Here is a 15765-nt window from a genome sequence, read left to right as displayed (position 1 = left end):
GCGCTCCGGCACGGCCGTCAAAGGGCGAGGCGCCACTCCTGCAGTGCCGCGCGGCCGGCACGTTCGTGCCGGGCCAGGCGCCGTGCTGCGCCGTCGACCCAGCGCTGCGCCAGCGGCCAGGGCCCCGAGCCGGCTTCGGCGTTGACATGCCCGGCGTCGCCCAGGTCGTGCGCCTCCAGGCCCCAGCGCATGGCCCAGGCCAGGGCGTTGGCCGCGCTCATCCTCCGGTCCGTGTCGCTGGCCACCCGCAGCCAGGGTTGCCAGTGGGCCGGGCCGCTGTCGCGCAGGCCCGGAACGATCAGCAGGCGCGGTGCGTCCGTCACAGCGCCGCGATCGCCACGTCGGTCGATTTCACCAGGGCGATGACTTCCTTGCCCGGCACGAGGCCGAGCTCCTGCACCGAGCGGCTGGTGACGACGGAGGTGACGATGAAGCCGCCGGCCGTCTCGATGTCCACCTCGGACACGACCGGCCCGGCGATGATCTCGCGCACCCGGCCGCGGAACTGGTTGCGCACGTTGATGGCGGTGATGGTCATGCGGCGAAGGCTCCTGGAGCAGGGTGGGCGCGCAGCGCGGACGGCGCGGGTTGCAGCAGCCGCTGCAGCACGCGGTCCTCGAAGGCGGCGAAGCCGGGGTCGGCGCGCGAGCGCGGGTGCGGCAGCGGCACGGCCTCGTCGAAGGCGATGCGGTGCTGCTCGATCAGCACCACGCGGTCGGCCAGCGCCACGGCTTCCGACACGTCGTGCGTCACCAGCAGCGCGGTGAAGCCGTGCTCGCGCCACAGCGCGTGGATGAGCTGCTGCATCTCGATGCGCGTGAGCGCGTCCAGCGCCCCCAGCGGCTCGTCGAGCAGCAGCAGCCGCGGCTCGTGCACCAGCGCGCGCGCCAGCGCCACGCGCTGGCGCTGCCCGCCCGAGAGCACGGCCGGCCACTCCATGGCCCGCTTCGCCAGGCCGACCTGCTCCAGCGCGCGCCGCGCGCGCTTGCGACCTTCGGGCAGCGGCAGGCCCAGCGCCACGTTGTCGAGCACGCTCTTCCAGGGCAGCAACCGCGCGTCCTGGAACATGATGCGCGTGCCCCGGCCGCCGTCGTCGCCGCGGATGCGCAGCAGCCCGGCGTCAGGCTGCTCCAGGCCGGCCACCTGGCGCAGCAGCGTGCTCTTGCCGCAGCCGCTGCGCCCGACGATGGCGACGAACTCGCCTGGCGCCAGCCGCAGCGACACGTCGCGCAGCACGGCCTGCCCGCCATAGGCCTTGCTCAGGTGCTCGACGCCGACTTCGGCGCCGCGCGGCGGCACCGGCCGCGGCCCGCCGCCGCCTTCTTGCGGCGGCAGGAAATCGGCGCGCGCCGCGACGCCGCCCAGCTTGAAGCTCTCGAAGGCCATCACGCGGCTCCCCCGTTCGGTTCGGAAATGATTCATTGCCCACTCACCGCGGCTGCGCCTGGTGCGCCGGATGCCAGCGCAACCACCAGCGCTCCAGGGCACGCGCGGCCAGGTCGGCGCCCTTGCCCAGCAGGGCGTAGAGCAGGATGCCCACCAGCACCACGTCGGTCTGCAGGAACTCGCGCGCGTTCATGGTCATGTAGCCGATGCCGGCCTGCGCTGACAGCGTCTCGGCCACGATCAGCAGCACCCACATCAGCCCCAGCGAGAAGCGCAGACCCACCAGGATCGACGGCAGCGCGCCGGGGAGGATGACGTGGCGGTACAGCGCCCAGCCCGTCAGCCCGTAGCTGCGCGCCATCTCGATGAGCCCGCGGTCCACGGCGCGGATGCCGTGGAAGGTGTTGAGGTAGATCGGGAAGAACACCGCCACCGCCACCAGGAACAGCTTGGCGCCCTCGCCGATGCCGAACCACAGGATCACCAGCGGGATGAGCGCCAGCGGCGGGATGTTGCGCAGCATCTGGAACGTGGTGTCGAGCAGCGTCTCGGCGCGCCGGAAGCTGCCCGTGAGCAGCCCGAACGCAAGGCCCAGGCTGCCGCCGATGGCCAGCCCGGCGAAGGCGCGCCCGGTGCTGACCGCGACGTGGCGCGCCAGCTCGCCCGACGCCGTGAGCGAGAAGAAGGCGGTGAGCACGGCCCAGGGCTCGGGCAGCACCCGGCTGGAGAGCCAGCCCGTGCGCGCGGCCAGCTCCCAGGCCAGCACGATCAGCGCGGGCAGCAGCCAGGGCAGCAACGCGCGCCAGGCCTCAGCTGGAGAGGCGGATTTGCGTGACATGGTGGTCCTTGACGTGAAGCGGCGGCAGCGGCGCGAGCTCGACGAGCTCCAGCCGGTTGCCGAAAGGGTCCTCGGTGCTGGCGCGGCCCGCGTCGGCCAGCGCCCAGGCATCCACCGGGTGCCCGCCGGCGCGCAGCCGCTGCAGCACCGGCGCCAGCTCGGCGAACCGCAGCGCCAGGTGCGCCTGCGGCGCCACGCCGGTGTAGCGGCCCTCGCGCAGGTCCAGCATGAAACCTTCGAGCACGAAGCGCAGCACGCACGGCTGCCCGGGCGAGGAAAGCCCGGCGACTTCGTGCAGCCCCAGCGCGTCGCGGTAGAAGCGGCGCGCCGCGTCACTGCCACCGGGCGGCATGGGCAGTTGCACGTGATCGAGCAGGGGGCGGGTCATGGCCAGCGCCTCCCTCAGCTCGCGGCCGCCTGGCGCGGCACGATGCCGTTGGCCACGATCTCGCCAAACGGCCCGGTGAGCGTGGGGGCCGCGAGCTTCTCGCGCAGCGACAGCGGCAGCAGCGGGAACACCAGCTCGGCGAAGCGGTGCGCCTCCTCCAGGTGCGGATAGCCGGAAAGGATGAAGAACTCCAGCCCCAGCGCCGCGTACTCCTGCAGGCGCTCGGCCACCTGCCGCGGGCTGCCCACCAGCGCGGTGCCGGCGCCCCCGCGCACCAGGCCCACGCCGGCCCAGAGATTGGGCGCGATCTCCAGGCCCCGGCGCACGTCGCGCTTGTCGAAATGCCCGCCGTGCAGCTCGGCCATGCGGCGCTGGCCCACGGAATCCATGCGCGCGAAACGTTGCTGCGCCGCCGCCACCGTCGCCTCGTCCAGATGCGACACCAGCTCGGCGGCGGCGCGCCACGCCTCCTCCTCCGTCTCCCTCACGATCACGTGCAGCCGGATGCCGAATTTCAACGTGCGTCCATGCCGGGCGGCACGGGCTCCCACGTCCGCCACCTTGGCCGCCACCGCTGCCGGCGGCTCGCCCCAGGTCAGGTAGGTATCGACCTGCTCTGCCGCGAGGTCGTGCGCCGCTTCCGAGGACCCGCCGAAGAACACCGGCGGATGGGGCCGCGACAGCGGCGGGTACAGCAGCTTGGCGCCCTGCACGCGCAGCCGCCGGCCCTCGAAGTCGAAGGACTGCCCGTCGTGCGAGCGGGCGATGATCTCGCGCCAGATGCGGATGAACTCGGCCGACTCCTCGTAGCGCGCCGCGTGGTCGAGGAACTGCCCGTCGCCGGCCAGCTCCTCGGCGTCGCCGCCGGTGACGAGGTTGACCAGCACGCGGCCGCCGGAGAGGCGGTCCAGCGTCGCGGCCATGCGCGCCGACTGCGCCGGCGCCACCAGTCCGGGCCGCAGCGCGACCAGGAACTTCAGCTGCCGCGTGGCATCGATCAGGCTGGCCGCGACGATCCAGGAGTCTTCGCAGGAACGCCCGGTGGGCAGCAGCACGCCCTCGTAGCCCAGGCTGTCGGCGGCGATCGCCACCTGCTTGAAATAGGCGAAATCGGCCTGGCGCGCGCCGGCGCTGGTGCCCAGGTAGCGCGAGTCGCCGTGGGTGGGGATGAACCAGAAGAGTCTCATGTCGTTCATGGCTGGGTAGAGAAGGTCATATGCCCTGCATGTCGTTCGCGGACCACGAATCCTGTTCGGGCTGAGCTTGTCGAAGCCTCCGTGCGGCCCGCATGTCGGCGCCTGCCCTTCGACAGGCTCAGGGCGAACGGGAGGGGGTGCCCGCCGATCAATTGCGGGTTGCATCAAGGCGTGGCGCGCGCGGGCAGCGCGTCGGCGATGCGGATGGGCTTCGGGATCAGCTTCAGGGCGTGGAAGGTGTCGGCGATGCGCTGCTGGCGCGCGGCGACGTCGGGCGTGAGCGGGGCCACGCCGTACTCGTAGCGCTGGATGCTGCGCGCAACCACCTCGCGGTCGAGCCCCTGCAGCGGCGCGATGATCGCGGCGGCCTCGTCCACGTGGCCCTTGAGCCAGCGCCCGCGCTCGACCAGGTCGTCGAAGAGTGCCTGGATCAGGCGCGGGTTGCGCTCGGTGAAGCCGCGCTCGGCCAGGTAGTAGGCGAAGTTGTCCACCACGCCGGTGCCGTCGGCGAGCACCCGCGCGCCGAGCTGCTTCTCGACGGCGGCCAGGAACGGGTCCCAGATCGCCCAGGCGTCCACCGCGCCGCGCTCGAAGGCGGCGCGCGCATCGGCCGGCGCCAGGAACACGGGCTGGATGTCGGCGTACTTCAGCCCGTGCTTCTCCAGCAGCTTCACCAGCAGGTAATGCACGTTGGAGCCCTTGTTGAGCGCCACCTTGCGCCCGCGCAGGTCCGCCACGCTCCGGATGGCGGAGTCCTTGGGCACCACCAGCGCCTCGGCCGTGGGCGCCGCCGGGTCGTAGCCGACATAGACGAAGTTCGCGCCCGCGGCCTGGGCGAAGATGGGCGGCGCCTCGCCGACGAAGCCCACGTCCACCGAGCCGACGTTGAGCCCTTCGAGCAGCTGCGGCCCGGCCGGGAACTCCACCCACTGCACGGTCGCGCCCAGCGGCGCCAGGCGCTTCTCCAGCGTGCCCTGCGCCTTCTGCAGCACGAACAGGCTGGCCGACTTCTGGTAGCCCACGCGCAGCGTCGTGGCCGGTTGCGCGCGCAGCCATTGCGGGTTGTAGGCCAGCACGGCGGCGGCCACGGCGCCGCGCCACAGGATGCGGCGGCGGTGCGGGGAGGTGAGGTCGGGCAGCATGGGGATTCCTTCGAGGAGTTCTGGGTCAGGGATGGACCGGTTGCATGCGCTGCACGATAGGCAGCGCCCGCGCACCGCGGAACGAAGGAGTGCGGCTAAGTTCATCCGCGATCCTCATATCCGGCGCCGGCGCTTCTTCAGCCCTGGCGCCGATACGCGCATGGAGCCGAAATTGCCACCGCCGTTTTGAAACAACGGCTACAGCAGCCTTTTTCGCGCTTGCTCATGCGCGGCGTGGATTTGGCGTGCGGAGTCCGGCTTTCCTACGATGGCTGCGCCAGCCCGGCCGCCTGCCATGAGCGGGCCGCATCGAGGCGGTCCCCACAGGAGTACCGGTTGACCGATCCCACCCTCACCGCCGTGCCGCCCGGCGCGGCCGGCCCGCTGTCCGACACCGAGATCAAGACCACCACCTGCTGCATGTGCGCCTGCCGCTGCGGCATCCGCGTGCACCTGCGCGACGGGCAGCCCCTCTACATCGACGGCAATCCGAACCAGCCCCTCAACCGGGGCGTGATCTGCGCCAAGGGAAGCGCCGGGCTGATGAAGCAGCACTCGCCCGCGCGGCTGACGCAGCCGCTGCGGCGCAAGCCCGGTGCCGAGCGCGGCGACGGCGCCTTCGAGACGATCTCGTGGGACGAGGCGCTGGCGCTGCTGGAGACGCGGCTGCGGCGCATCCGCTCTACCGACCCCAAGCAGTTCGCCTTCTTCACCGGGCGCGACCAGATGCAGGCGCTGACCGGGCTGTTCGCGCGCCAGTTCGGCACGCCTAACTACGCCGCGCACGGCGGGCTGTGCTCGGTGAACATGGCCGCGGGGATGATCTACAGCATCGGCGGCAGCTTCTGGGAATTCGGCGGGCCGGACCTGGAGCGCGCGAAGCTGTTCGTGATGATCGGCACCGCCGAGGACCACCACAGCAACCCGATGAAGATCGCGCTCGCGAAGTTCAAGCAGCGCGGCGGCCGCTTCATCGCCATCAACCCGGTGCGCAGCGGCTACGCCGCGATTGCCGACGAGTGGATCCCGATCCGCCCGGGCAGCGACGGCGCGCTGTTCATGGCGCTGCTGCACGAGCTGCTGCGCGCGGAGCTCATCGACCGGCTCTTCCTGCAGCGCTGCACCAACGCGCCGCAGCTGGTGCTGCTCGACGCCGGCGAGCGCGAGGGCCTGTTCGCCTTCGACCCCGCCGCCGGGCCGGCGCCCGATGGGCGCAACCCGCACAACAAGCTGGCCTGGGACCTGGCCTCGCAGTCCGCCGTGGCCGCGTATCCGCAGGATGCCGCGCAGGGCATCGGGCACGGGCGCGAGCTGGCGCTGGAAGGGCATTTCACCTTGCCCGACGGCACGCGCGTGGCGCCCTCGTTCCAGCTGCTGCGCGAGCGCGTGGCCGACACGACGGCCGAGTGGGCCGAGGGCATCACCGGCATACCGGCCGCGCGCATCCGGCGCCTGGCGCGCGAGCTGGGCGAGACCGCGCTGCATCACGACGACGCGCTGGACATTCCCTGGACCGACGCCTGGGGCACGCGCCACGAGCGCGTGCCGCTGCGGCCGGTGGCCTTTCACGCCATGCGCGGGCTGGCGGCGCATTCCAACGGCTTCCAGACGGTGCGGGCGCTGTCGGTGCTGATGAGCGTGCTGGGCACCATCGATGCGCCCGGCGGCTTCCGCCACAAGGCGCCGTACCCGCGCCACATCGTGCCCAACTACCGCGCCTTCAACGATCCGGACAAGCTCAGGCCCGACACGCCGCTGGACGCGCAGCCGCTGGGCTTTCCGGCCGCGCCGGAGGAGCTGGCGCTGCAGGCCGACGGCACGCCGCTGCGCATCGACCATGCCTTCTCCTGGACCTATCCGCTGGCCGTGCACGGGCTCATGCACAACGTCATCGCCAACGCCGCGCGCGGCGACCCGTACCGCATCGACACGCTGCTGATTTACATGGCCAACATGGCCTGGAACTCCAGCATGGACCCGCAGTCGGTGCGCGACGCGCTCAATGCGAAGGACGAGCACGGCGAGCACCGCATCCCCTTCGTCGTGGTCTGCGACGCGTTCCAGAGCGAGACCGTCGCCTATGCCGACCTGGTGCTGCCCGACACCACGTACCTGGAGCGGCATGACGCGATGAGCCTGCTGGACAGGCCCATCTCCGAGTTCGACGGGCCCATGGACTCGGTGCGCGTGCCGGTGCTGCCGCCGCTGGGGGACTGCCGGCCGTTCCAGGACGTGCTGGTGGAGCTGGCCTCGCGATTGCAATTCCCGGCCTTCACGCAGGCCGACGGCACGCGCAGGTTCGCCGGCTACGCCGACTTCATCACGCGCTACGAGCACCAGCCGGGCGTCGGCTTCCTCATGGGCTGGCGCGGCGAGCGCGGCGACGCGCTGCGCGGCGCACCGAACCCGGCGCAGTGGGAAGCCTATGCCGGCAATGACTGCGTGTTCCACCACCGCATGCCCGACGAGATGCTCTACCGGCGCAACTGGAACCGCGCCTACCTGGACTTCGCCAAGGCCATGGGCTGGCGCCAGCGCAACTGCCCGATCCAGCTGTGCCTGTACGCCGACACGCTGCAGACCTTCCGCCTTGCCGCGCAGGGCAAGCGGCCCGGGCGCCAGCCACCCGACCACCTGCGCGCGCGCGTGGCAACGTGGTTCGACCCGCTGCCCTTCTGGGCGCCGCCGCTGGAGGAGGGTTTAAGCGACGCGGGCGACTTCCCGCTGCATGCCGTGACGCAGCGGCCGATGGCGATGTACCACTCCTGGGACTCGCAGAACGCCTGGCTGCGCCAGCTGCACAGCCGCAACGCGCTGCATGCGCACCCGGCCACGGCGCGTGCCGCGGGCATTGCCGACGGCGACTGGTGCTGGGTCGAGAGCCGCTGGGGCCGCGTGCGCTGCCGGCTGCGCTGCAGCGAGGCGGTGGAGCCCGGCACGGTGTGGACCTGGAACGCCATCGGCAAGGCGCCCGGCGCGTGGCAGCTGCCCGAAGGCGCGCACGAGAGCCGGGAAGGTTTTCTCCTCAACCACCTGCTGGGCGCCTGGCTGTCCGAGGGGGAGCACCGCATCGCCAACGCCGACCCGGTCACGGGCCAGGCCGGCTGGTACGACGTGCGCGTGCGGCTGCGCCCCTGCGCGGATGCCGACGTGCCTGGCTGCAGTCCGCAGCCCGCGGCCGTGCCGGCGCCGCCGGGCGTGCTGGGCCTGCACGCGGCGCTGCGGCTGTTCACCGGGCGCTTCACGGCCGGGAGGCGGCCATGAGGCTCGGCCTGGCCCTGGAGGGCTGGTGGTCGTGGCTGTGCCGTGCCGGTGGCGGGGCGGCGCGGCCGGCCGCGCCGCCGGCGTCTTCCGTCGCGCCTGCCCCGGCTGCCGCGGCGCGCGAGGCCACGCTGGCCAGGCAGCTGGCGCTGGTCATCGACCTGGACGTGTGCGTGGGCTGTCAGGCCTGCGTGGTGTCGTGCAAGCAGTGGAACAGCGCCGGCGCCGGCGGCCTGCCGCCCGACCCCGGCGCCTGGGAGGCCGCGCCGCACGGCACCTTCTTCAACCGCGTGCAGACCTGGGAGTCCGGCACCTTTCCCGACACGCAGACGCTGCACCTGCCCAAGAGCTGCCTGCATTGCGAGGACCCGCCCTGCGTGCCGGTGTGCCCCACCGGCGCGAGCACCAAGCGCGCCGAGGACGGCATCGTGCTGGTGGACGCGGACAAATGCATCGGCTGCAAGTACTGCAGCTGGGCCTGCCCGTACGGGGCGCGCGAGTACGACGAGGAGCGCGGCGTGATGACCAAGTGCACGCTGTGCGTGGACCGCGTGCACGACGCGGCGCTGCCGCTGCAGGACCGGCAGCCCGCCTGCGTGAAAGCCTGCCCGACCGGGGCGCGGCTGTTCGGCGACGTGAAGGACCCGGACTCCGCGGTGTCGCGCGCCATCGCCGAGCGCGGTGGCTTCGCGCTGATGCCGGAGCAGGGCACGCGGCCGGCCAACCGCTACCTGCCGCGGCGCGGTGCCGGCATGGGCCCGGCCTCCGGCAATGAAGGGGGAGAGGCATGAACCCGTCGTGGTCGCTGATCGCCTTCACCGTGCTGGCCGGCGCGGCGCAGGGTGCCGCTTTCGCGCTGGCGCTGGCGGCGCTGGCCGGCATGGCGCCGGGCGCCGGCTTCGCCTTCTGGACCCTGCTGATCGCGCAGGCGCTGCTGGCGCTGGCGCTGGGCGCGGCTTTCCTGCACCTGGGCCGGCCCGCGCGCGCCTGGCGCGCCGCGGCGATGTGGCGCACGAGCTGGATGTCACGCGAGGTCATCGTGCTGCCGGCGCTGATGGCGGCGCTGGCGGGCTGGTCGCTGGCGCTGCGCCTGCAGGCGCCCGTGCCGCTGCAGCAGGGTCTCGCCGTCGCCTGCGTGCTGCTATGCGCGCTGCTGTGGCTGTGCACGGGGATGATCTACGCCTGCCTGCGCGCGGTGCAGGAGTGGGCGCACCCGCTGACGGTGCTGAACTTCGCGCTCATGGGCGCGGCCTCGGGCCTGGTGCTGGCCGGCGCGCTGGCGGCCGCCGCGGGCGAGGCGGCGTTCGCAGGGCTGCTGAAGCCGTGGGCGCTGGCGCTGACGCTGCTGGCCGGCGCCGGCCGCGTACTGGCGCTGTGGCGCGGCGCGCGGCTGGTGCCGCGCTCCACGGCGCAGTCGGCCACGGGGCTGCGCGGCGCCCGGGTGGCGCAGCTGTCCATGGGGTTCACGGGCAGCAGCCACAACACGCGCGAGTTCTTCCACCTCGCCCCGGCGCGCGTGGTGCATCGGCTGCCGCTGCTGTTCGTGCTGGCGGCCTTCGTGCTGCCGGCGCTGCTGCTGTCACCGGGCGCGGGCGAGGCCGGCGCGGCGCCGGCGTGGCTGGCGGCGCTGGCATTGCAGGGCGCGGGGCTGCTGGCCGAGCGCTGGCACTTCTTCGCGCAGGTGCGGCATCCGCAGAACCTGTACTACCAGGCCGTGGCCTGAGTGACGGGGCAGGGCCGCGGCGGCAGCCGCCGGGGTGCGTTCAGGACGATGCGCCCGCAACCCGGCTGAACTTGCGAGTGAAGGTGCGGTACGGAAAGCCCAGCGTCTTGGCCGCGCCCTCGTTCCAGCCGTCGAACCAGCTGCTGCCCTCGGGCGTTTCCCTGGCGTAAGGGCAGTTCTTGCGCAGCGCCTTGCCGGCTTTGAAGCCCTGCTTCCAGGCATGGCCGACCACCGCGAAGGCCGGGGCCGGTGGCCCGCTGCTCACATCGAATGACACCTCAAGCATGTTCGTCTCCCGGCTCGGTTGGAATTCGTCAGCTTTCCGCAAGGCTCGTGCCACCGTGGCGCTGCCCGGTGCCGGCCCGGGGGGCATGCAGGTTTGTGCGGATGGACACCCGCGGCCGCAGTACCGGCGCTGCTCAATCCTGGAGCAGTTGCGCCGGTGCGCTGGTACAGCGGCGGCAGTGCCTTTCGGAGCCGCGGCATCGGCGGGCGCACCGGCACTTCCGGACGGCGCCCGCAAGGAGCGGATGCCGTTCCAGCCGGTGGGCCGGCGCGCCGGTGCCGGCGCGGGCGGCGCCTGGCCCGGACGGGGGGAACGGTGGTTGCGGTGGTCAATCTTTATCGCTCCAATGGGGGATCAAGTCGTATCGATGAAAGGGAGGATCGATGTTCCCAACCCGAAGCGTCCGCAGTCCGGGCGGTGCCTTGGCGATGTGCCTGCTGGCGGGCACGGCCTGGGCGGCCGAACCCACGGCGGAGTCGGTGGAGCAGGCCGCCTCGAGGCTGGAGAGCCTGCAGCGCGAGATCACGTTGCAGGCGCAGCGGCTGGAGAGCCTGCGGCAGGCCATGGCGCAGGAGCAGCGCCGGCTCGACGAGGTGCGCCAGGCGCTGGGCCTGGAGGTGCTGGGCGCGCAGCGCGGCGGCAGCGGGCAGGGGGCCGGAGCGCAGCAGCCGGCGCAGGTGGCCCAGTCCGATGCCGGCGCGGCGCCCCAGCCCGTGGGCCAGGCGCCCAGCGGCGAGGCGCGGCCCGCGGCCCAGGTGGCGCAGATCTTCGAGCAGCCGGGCGTGCTCACGCCGCGCGGCAAGTTCGTGCTGGAGCCTTCGTTGCAGTACGCCTACTCCTCCAACAACCGCGTGGCGCTGGTGGGCTACACCATCATCCCGGCCATCACCATCGGCGTCATCGACGTGCGCGAGGTCAAGCGCAACACCTTCACCGCGGCGCTGACCGGGCGCTACGGGCTGACCAACCGGCTGGAGCTGGAGGCGCGCATCCCGTACTCGTACCGCTCGGACGACAGCATCAACACCGACGTCTCGGGCGGCAACCCCAACGAGCCGCCCGCCTTCAAGGGCGTCAGCGGCCGCGGCATCGGCGACATCGAGCTCACCGCGCGCTACCAGTTCAACGAAGGCGGCCTGGACAAGCCCTACTACATCGGCAGCTTGCGCTACAAGTCGCGCACCGGCCGCGACCCCTTCGAAGTGCGCTCGACCCTTGCCAACGCGCGCTTCGGCGGCTTCCAGGACGAGCTCCCCACGGGGTCGGGCTTCCAGGGCCTGCAGCCGGCGCTGACCGTGCTCTATCCCTCCGACCCGGCCGTGTTCTTCGGCACGATCAGTTACCTGCACAACTTCGGCAGGAGCGGCCTGACATACAACGCCGCCACGTCGGCACCACAGGAGCCCTTCGACGTGAAGCCTGGCGGCGTGTTCGGCTTCAATTTCGGCATGGGCCTGGCGCTCAACGAGAAGTCCTCGTTCAGCCTCGGCTACGACCACAGCTCGGTGGGCCGCACCAAGATCAATGGTGACGGCAGCCAGTCGGTGCGGGTGCAGCTCGGTACGCTGGTGCTGGGCTACTCCTACCGCCTGAGCCCGGAGCGCAGCCTCAACGTCTCGCTGGGCGTGGGCGCCACGCGCGACACGCCCGACATCACGCTCACGGTGCGCATGCCCATCACGTTCTGACGCTCGGGAACCTGAACGCCGCGGCCCGCACGGGGCCGCGGCGTTCTTGCTTGTGCGAAGCGTGCGGGAGGTCCGGCCCGCCTCAGCGCCGCAGCGAGTCGGTGATGGCGCTGCGCAGGTTGCGCTGCGCCTCGATGGAGCGCAGCACGCCCAGGCTGTTGACGGTGGCGTTGATGGTGGTCAGCGTCTGGATCTTCTGGCCGTTGAGCGTGTTCTGGATCACGGTGCCGATGGCGGCCGGGCCGAGGTTGCTCAGCACGGTGCTGCCCGCGCCGTTCTGGATCAGCGCGATGCTCTTGCCCAGCTCGGCCGGCGACAGCGCGGCGCCCTTGCCGGCGGACAGCGCGCCCAGCGCCGAGAGGTTCAGGCTGGTGGTGGTCACGAGGTTGCCGTTGACGTAGACGGCGCGCTCGATGCCGAAGGAGATCTGCAGCCCGTTCTCGCCGATGAAGCCGCCGCGCATCGTGTCGAGCAGGCTGTCGCTGACGGCTACCGCGATGGGCTGCTGCGGTGGCTGCTGCGGTGGCTGCTGCAACGGCTGCTGGGCGGATGCGCCCGTTGTGGCGGCGGCCGTGTCCACGGCGCTCGTGCCGGGCGCGGGTGCGGGCGCCGCCGCGGCGACGGGAGCCGCCTCGGCTCCGGTGGCCGGCACGGGGGGGGCCGCGGCGGCCTGCGGCGCGGGCGTGTCCGCCGCCGCCGCGGTGGCGGCCGGGGCGGCCCCGGCATCGGCATCGGCCGCAGGGATGGCGGCGAGCCGGGCCGCTTCGTCGTCGGCGGCGGCCGGTGCGAAGCCCAGGATGCGGCGCACCTGCAGCTCCAGCTTGGACATGACGCCCGTCGCGGCGGCCGCGGTGGAGATGGCCGGCGCGGGTTCGTGACGCGGACGCGGCAGGTCGAGCGAGGGCGGCTGGTCCAGTCCGAACGCGCGCAGCACGGCGTCGGTCATTTCCCTGCGCAGCTGCTCCATCGCCACCAGGTCGGCCTGCTGGGCCTGGCTGCCCAGGCCGATCGCGGCCAGGACCAGTGAACCGCTCAACAGCACGGATCGGGAGGGACGGCATTTCATGGGGAACTTCGGGGCCGGGTGTTCAGAAGTCGGACGGGCCGCGGCGCGGCAGCACGATGCCGGCGAGGCCGTCGCGCTGCACGCCCTGGCCCAGCGCCGCCGTGGGCGCGACGCGCCAGTCGTCGGGATGGTTGAAGCGCGCAAGCTCCTGGCGGTTGCTGATGATGAAGAGGATGCGGTTGGCCCACACCGCCTCGAAGGCCTTGCGCGGCATGGCGCGCGTGCCGCCCGACGGGTCGCCCAGCAGCACGCGGTCGTCCCTGAGGCCCTTGACCACGACGAAGTGGTTGTAGCCGTTCTCGTTGATCAGCACGATGCCCGGGATGCCCGACTGGCGCAGCGCCTCCAGCGGGGCCTGGTAGCCGTCGGCGGTGAAGCCGTGGTTGGCCAGGTAGCGCTTCATGTCCAGCAGCGAGAAGCCCTGCTGGCGGATCTTGGCCTGGTCGCCCTGGACGAACATCTCCTCGAACACCTTCTGCTCGGTGACGCGCATGCCGTAGTGGTAGCTCAGCAGCGTGGACAGCGCGGCCGAGCCGCAGCTGAAGTCGTACTGCTGGCGCACGGTGGCGCTGAAGCGGGCCTCGTGCAGGCTTTGCGCCGGCACCGAAAAGGCGCCGCCGACCTGCGTGGGCAGATCCACCGAGCCGGCCCGCGCGGACAGCGGGCCTCCCAGCGCCGCGGCGGCCAGCGCCAGCAGCGCCGACAGCGCCGCGGCGCCGCCGCCATGCCGGGTGAAGATGCGGTTGCAACTTCTCATTTCAGCTGCACGTTGACGATCGTGGCGTTCTGGATGAGCACGTTGTTGCCGGTGTTCTGCACGACCAGCGGCAGGCCCGAGGCGTTGGCGAAGGCGCCGTCGCTGATGGTGTTGCTGCCGGTGACAACGTTGACGGCCTGGTTGTCGGCCACGACGCCGTTGAGCTTCATGTCGTTGAGCACCTGCGTGCCGCCGCGCTGGGTGTCGAGCAGGGACGCCGCGACGGGCTTGAGGCCCAGCAGGCCCGTGGGAGCGGCGCTGGCCGCGGGCGGTGACGTCGCCGCCGCCGCCGGTGTCGGCGCGGCCGGTGCCGTGCCCTCGGCGGCCTGCGCCGCTGCGTTCCAGGGCAGCGCCGACAGCGCCGCGAGGGCCGCCAGGACCGCGGCGCAGCCGCGTCGTTGACGGATGGGCATGGGGTCTCCTCCGAAGTTGGCGTGAGGTGTGCCGTGAAGGGGTGCAGTGGGCCGCCGCCGCCGCGGCTTGCGGCGGCGGTGGCCCGCGCCCGGGTCAGCGACCCAGGCGCATGTTGGCCTGCACGTTCACGCTTTGCTGCACCAGGGCGCCGATGCCGGAGTTCTGGCTCAGCACCATGATCCCGGCAGCGTTCTGGGCGGTGCCGCTCATGGTGTTGGACAGGTTGAACACGCCGGCATTGACGGTGCCGCCCGAGGCCGCACCGCCCGTGCCGCCGGCGGCGCCGTTGCCCGCGGCCGCGGTGGCGGTGCCGCCGCTGCCCGCGCCGCCGGTGCCGTCGCCACCGCGTTCGCCATTGCCCCCGTTGCCGCCGCTGCCACCGGCCGCGCCGCTGCCGCCGGCGCCGCCGGCCGCGCCGTTGCCGGCGGTGCTGCTGCCGGAGGACGCGGTGGTGGTGGCCGAGCCGCTGCTGGAGTCGCCGCTGGTGGCCGCGCCGCCGGCCGCGCCGCCGCCGCCGGAGGTGCTGCCGCTCGAAGCGGTGGTGGTCACCGCGCCGCCGCCGGAGTTGCCGCTGGTGGCCGCGCCGCCGGAAGCGCCGCTGCCGCCGGAGCTGCTGCCGCTCGACGCGGTGGAAGTCACCGCGCCGCCGCCGGAGTTGCCGCTGGTGGCCGCGCCACCGGAAGCGCCGCTGCCGGCGGTGTTGGTGGCCGCGCCGCCGTTACCGGCCGTGGACGTGGTGCTGCCCGAGGTGGCCGTGCCGGTGGAGCTGCCCGCGCCGGCGGTGGCCGTGCCGGAGCCGGTGGTGCCCGCGCCGCCCGCGCTCGTGGAGGAGCCGGTGGTGTTGCCCGAACTCGCGGTGGAGGTGCCCGAGCCGGCGCCGCCGCTGCCCGTGCCCGTGCCCGTGGCACTGCCGGCGGTGCTGGTGCCGCTGCCCGCGCCGCCCGTGCTCGACGCATGCCCGGTGCCGTTGGCATTGCCCGCGGTGGCGGTGCCGGTGCCCGCGCCGGCCGTGCCGGAAGCCGTGCCGCTGCCCGAGGCGTTGCCGCCGCTGCCCGTGCCGCTGCCCGCGCCGGCGGTGTTGGTGGAGCCGGACGTGCTGTCGCCGATGCCGCGGCCAGCGCCGCTGCCGCCACCGCCGCCCGCCGTGGCGCTGTTGGAGGCCGACGCGGTGCCGGCGCCGCCCGTGCCCGTGACGGTGGAGCTGCCGCCCGCGGGCGTGGCGCTGGCCGTCGAGCTCGTGCGGCCGCCGGTGCCGGTGCCGGTGGCTGCGCCGCCCGTGCTGCCCTGGCTGGCGGTCGAGGTGCTGCCGCCGCCCGTGCCGGTGCCGGTCGAGCCGCCACCCGTGGCGGTGTTGGTGGCCGTGCCCGCGCCGCCGCTGCCGCTGCCGGTGGAGGTGGCCGCGCCGCCGCTGCTGGTCTGCGTCGCGCCGGAGCCACCGCCGCTGGCGGTGCTCGTCAGCCCGGCGTCGCCGCCGCGCGCGGAGGTGGTCTGTGTGGCGCTGCCGCCGGTGGCCGTGGCCGCGCCGCCGTTGGCGCCGGAGGCCGCGCCGGTGCCGCCGCCCGCGCCGCCGGCGCCCGCCGTGCTGGTGCTGGTGCCGCCGGTGGATCGGCCGGTGCCGCC

Annotated in this window: 16 protein-coding genes and 1 pseudogene; 5 read left to right on the top strand and 12 right to left on the bottom strand. The window is 73.2% G+C overall.

Annotated features, from left to right (window positions below):
• Positions 1-17: 17 nt before the first annotated feature.
• The 7 genes from FJ694_RS17925 to FJ694_RS17895 all read right to left on the bottom strand — a co-directional run bounded on the left by FJ694_RS17925 (position 18) and on the right by FJ694_RS17895 (position 4950).
• Entirely contained in the window at positions 18-323 is a 306-nt protein-coding gene (locus tag FJ694_RS17925) for an alpha/beta hydrolase (RefSeq protein ID WP_157268616.1), read from the bottom strand.
• The gene (locus FJ694_RS17920) at positions 320-538 is read right to left on the bottom strand and encodes a TOBE domain-containing protein (RefSeq protein ID WP_157268615.1); all 219 of its coding nucleotides are present in this window, start codon (positions 536-538) and stop codon (positions 320-322) included. The genes FJ694_RS17925 and FJ694_RS17920 overlap by 4 nt, the downstream gene beginning before the upstream one ends.
• The gene (locus tag FJ694_RS17915; RefSeq protein ID WP_232540091.1) at positions 535-1386 is read right to left on the bottom strand and encodes an ATP-binding cassette domain-containing protein; all 852 of its coding nucleotides are present in this window, start codon (positions 1384-1386) and stop codon (positions 535-537) included. Before FJ694_RS17915 ends, FJ694_RS17920 begins: the two co-directional genes overlap by 4 nt.
• A 43-nt stretch (positions 1387-1429) precedes the next feature.
• Complete coding sequence (gene ssuC, locus FJ694_RS17910; RefSeq protein ID WP_157268613.1) at positions 1430-2224, bottom strand: aliphatic sulfonate ABC transporter permease SsuC; 795 nt, start codon at positions 2222-2224, stop codon at positions 1430-1432.
• Complete coding sequence (locus FJ694_RS17905) at positions 2196-2612, bottom strand: VOC family protein (protein ID WP_157268612.1); 417 nt, start codon at positions 2610-2612, stop codon at positions 2196-2198. The genes ssuC and FJ694_RS17905 overlap by 29 nt, the downstream gene beginning before the upstream one ends.
• Positions 2613-2626: 14 nt before the next feature.
• Positions 2627-3799, bottom strand: coding sequence for an FMNH2-dependent alkanesulfonate monooxygenase (ssuD, locus tag FJ694_RS17900; protein ID WP_157268670.1), 1173 nt, complete (start codon positions 3797-3799; stop codon positions 2627-2629).
• A 173-nt stretch (positions 3800-3972) separates the two neighbouring features.
• On the bottom strand, positions 3973-4950 hold the full coding sequence (locus tag FJ694_RS17895; protein ID WP_157268611.1) for a sulfonate ABC transporter substrate-binding protein: 978 nt from the start codon (positions 4948-4950) through the stop codon (positions 3973-3975).
• A gap of 336 nt (positions 4951-5286) precedes the next feature.
• On the opposite strand from FJ694_RS17895, the gene FJ694_RS17890 reads away from it, so the two are divergent.
• The 3 genes from FJ694_RS17890 to FJ694_RS17880 are packed head-to-tail and all read left to right on the top strand — an operon-like array spanning position 5287 to position 9934.
• Positions 5287-8214, top strand: coding sequence for a molybdopterin oxidoreductase family protein (locus FJ694_RS17890; RefSeq protein WP_310735050.1), 2928 nt, complete (start codon positions 5287-5289; stop codon positions 8212-8214).
• On the top strand, positions 8211-9002 hold the full coding sequence (locus tag FJ694_RS17885) for a 4Fe-4S dicluster domain-containing protein (RefSeq protein WP_157268609.1): 792 nt from the start codon (positions 8211-8213) through the stop codon (positions 9000-9002). Before FJ694_RS17890 ends, FJ694_RS17885 begins: the two co-directional genes overlap by 4 nt.
• Positions 8999-9934: a DmsC/YnfH family molybdoenzyme membrane anchor subunit gene (locus FJ694_RS17880; RefSeq protein ID WP_157268608.1), complete on the top strand. Its 936-nt coding sequence runs from the start codon at positions 8999-9001 to the stop codon at positions 9932-9934. The genes FJ694_RS17885 and FJ694_RS17880 overlap by 4 nt, the downstream gene beginning before the upstream one ends.
• A 40-nt stretch (positions 9935-9974) precedes the next feature.
• Here FJ694_RS17880 and FJ694_RS17875 read toward each other — a convergent pair whose 3' ends face one another.
• Positions 9975-10220: a hypothetical protein gene (locus FJ694_RS17875; protein ID WP_157268607.1), complete on the bottom strand. Its 246-nt coding sequence runs from the start codon at positions 10218-10220 to the stop codon at positions 9975-9977.
• A 428-nt stretch (positions 10221-10648) separates the two neighbouring features.
• Here FJ694_RS17875 and FJ694_RS17870 point away from each other — a divergent pair, with 428 nt between their 5' ends.
• A complete protein-coding gene (locus tag FJ694_RS17870) occupies positions 10649-11908 on the top strand; it encodes a DUF3187 family protein (protein ID WP_232540090.1) in 1260 nt (419 codons plus the stop codon).
• Positions 11909-11990: 82 nt separating this feature from the next.
• Here the strand turns inward: FJ694_RS17870 and FJ694_RS17865 are convergent, their stop codons facing one another.
• The 4 genes from FJ694_RS17865 to FJ694_RS17850 form a co-directional block, all read right to left on the bottom strand.
• Positions 11991-12944 (bottom strand): hypothetical protein, encoded by a 954-nt coding sequence (locus tag FJ694_RS17865; RefSeq protein ID WP_157268605.1) that lies wholly within the window; start codon positions 12942-12944, stop codon positions 11991-11993.
• A gap of 52 nt (positions 12945-12996) precedes the next feature.
• Positions 12997-13731, bottom strand: a complete 735-nt coding sequence (locus tag FJ694_RS17860; RefSeq protein WP_157268604.1) for a C39 family peptidase — start codon at positions 13729-13731, stop codon at positions 12997-12999.
• Positions 13728-14144, bottom strand: a complete 417-nt coding sequence (locus tag FJ694_RS17855; RefSeq protein WP_157268603.1) for a hypothetical protein — start codon at positions 14142-14144, stop codon at positions 13728-13730. Before FJ694_RS17855 ends, FJ694_RS17860 begins: the two co-directional genes overlap by 4 nt.
• A 94-nt stretch (positions 14145-14238) precedes the next feature.
• Positions 14239-14694 (bottom strand): hypothetical protein, encoded by a 456-nt coding sequence (locus tag FJ694_RS17850; protein WP_157268602.1) that lies wholly within the window; start codon positions 14692-14694, stop codon positions 14239-14241.
• Between FJ694_RS17850 and FJ694_RS17845 the strand changes: the two are divergent.
• Positions 14666-15765: pseudogene (locus FJ694_RS17845) on the top strand (hypothetical protein); the annotation flags it as partial. The gene FJ694_RS17850 and the pseudogene FJ694_RS17845 sit on opposite strands and share 29 nt — an antisense overlap.

It is taken from the genome of Azohydromonas aeria, assembly GCF_009760915.1.
Taxonomy (GTDB): domain Bacteria; phylum Pseudomonadota; class Gammaproteobacteria; order Burkholderiales; family Burkholderiaceae_C; genus Azohydromonas; species Azohydromonas aeria.
This window is presented reverse-complemented; position numbering and strand designations above follow the sequence as displayed.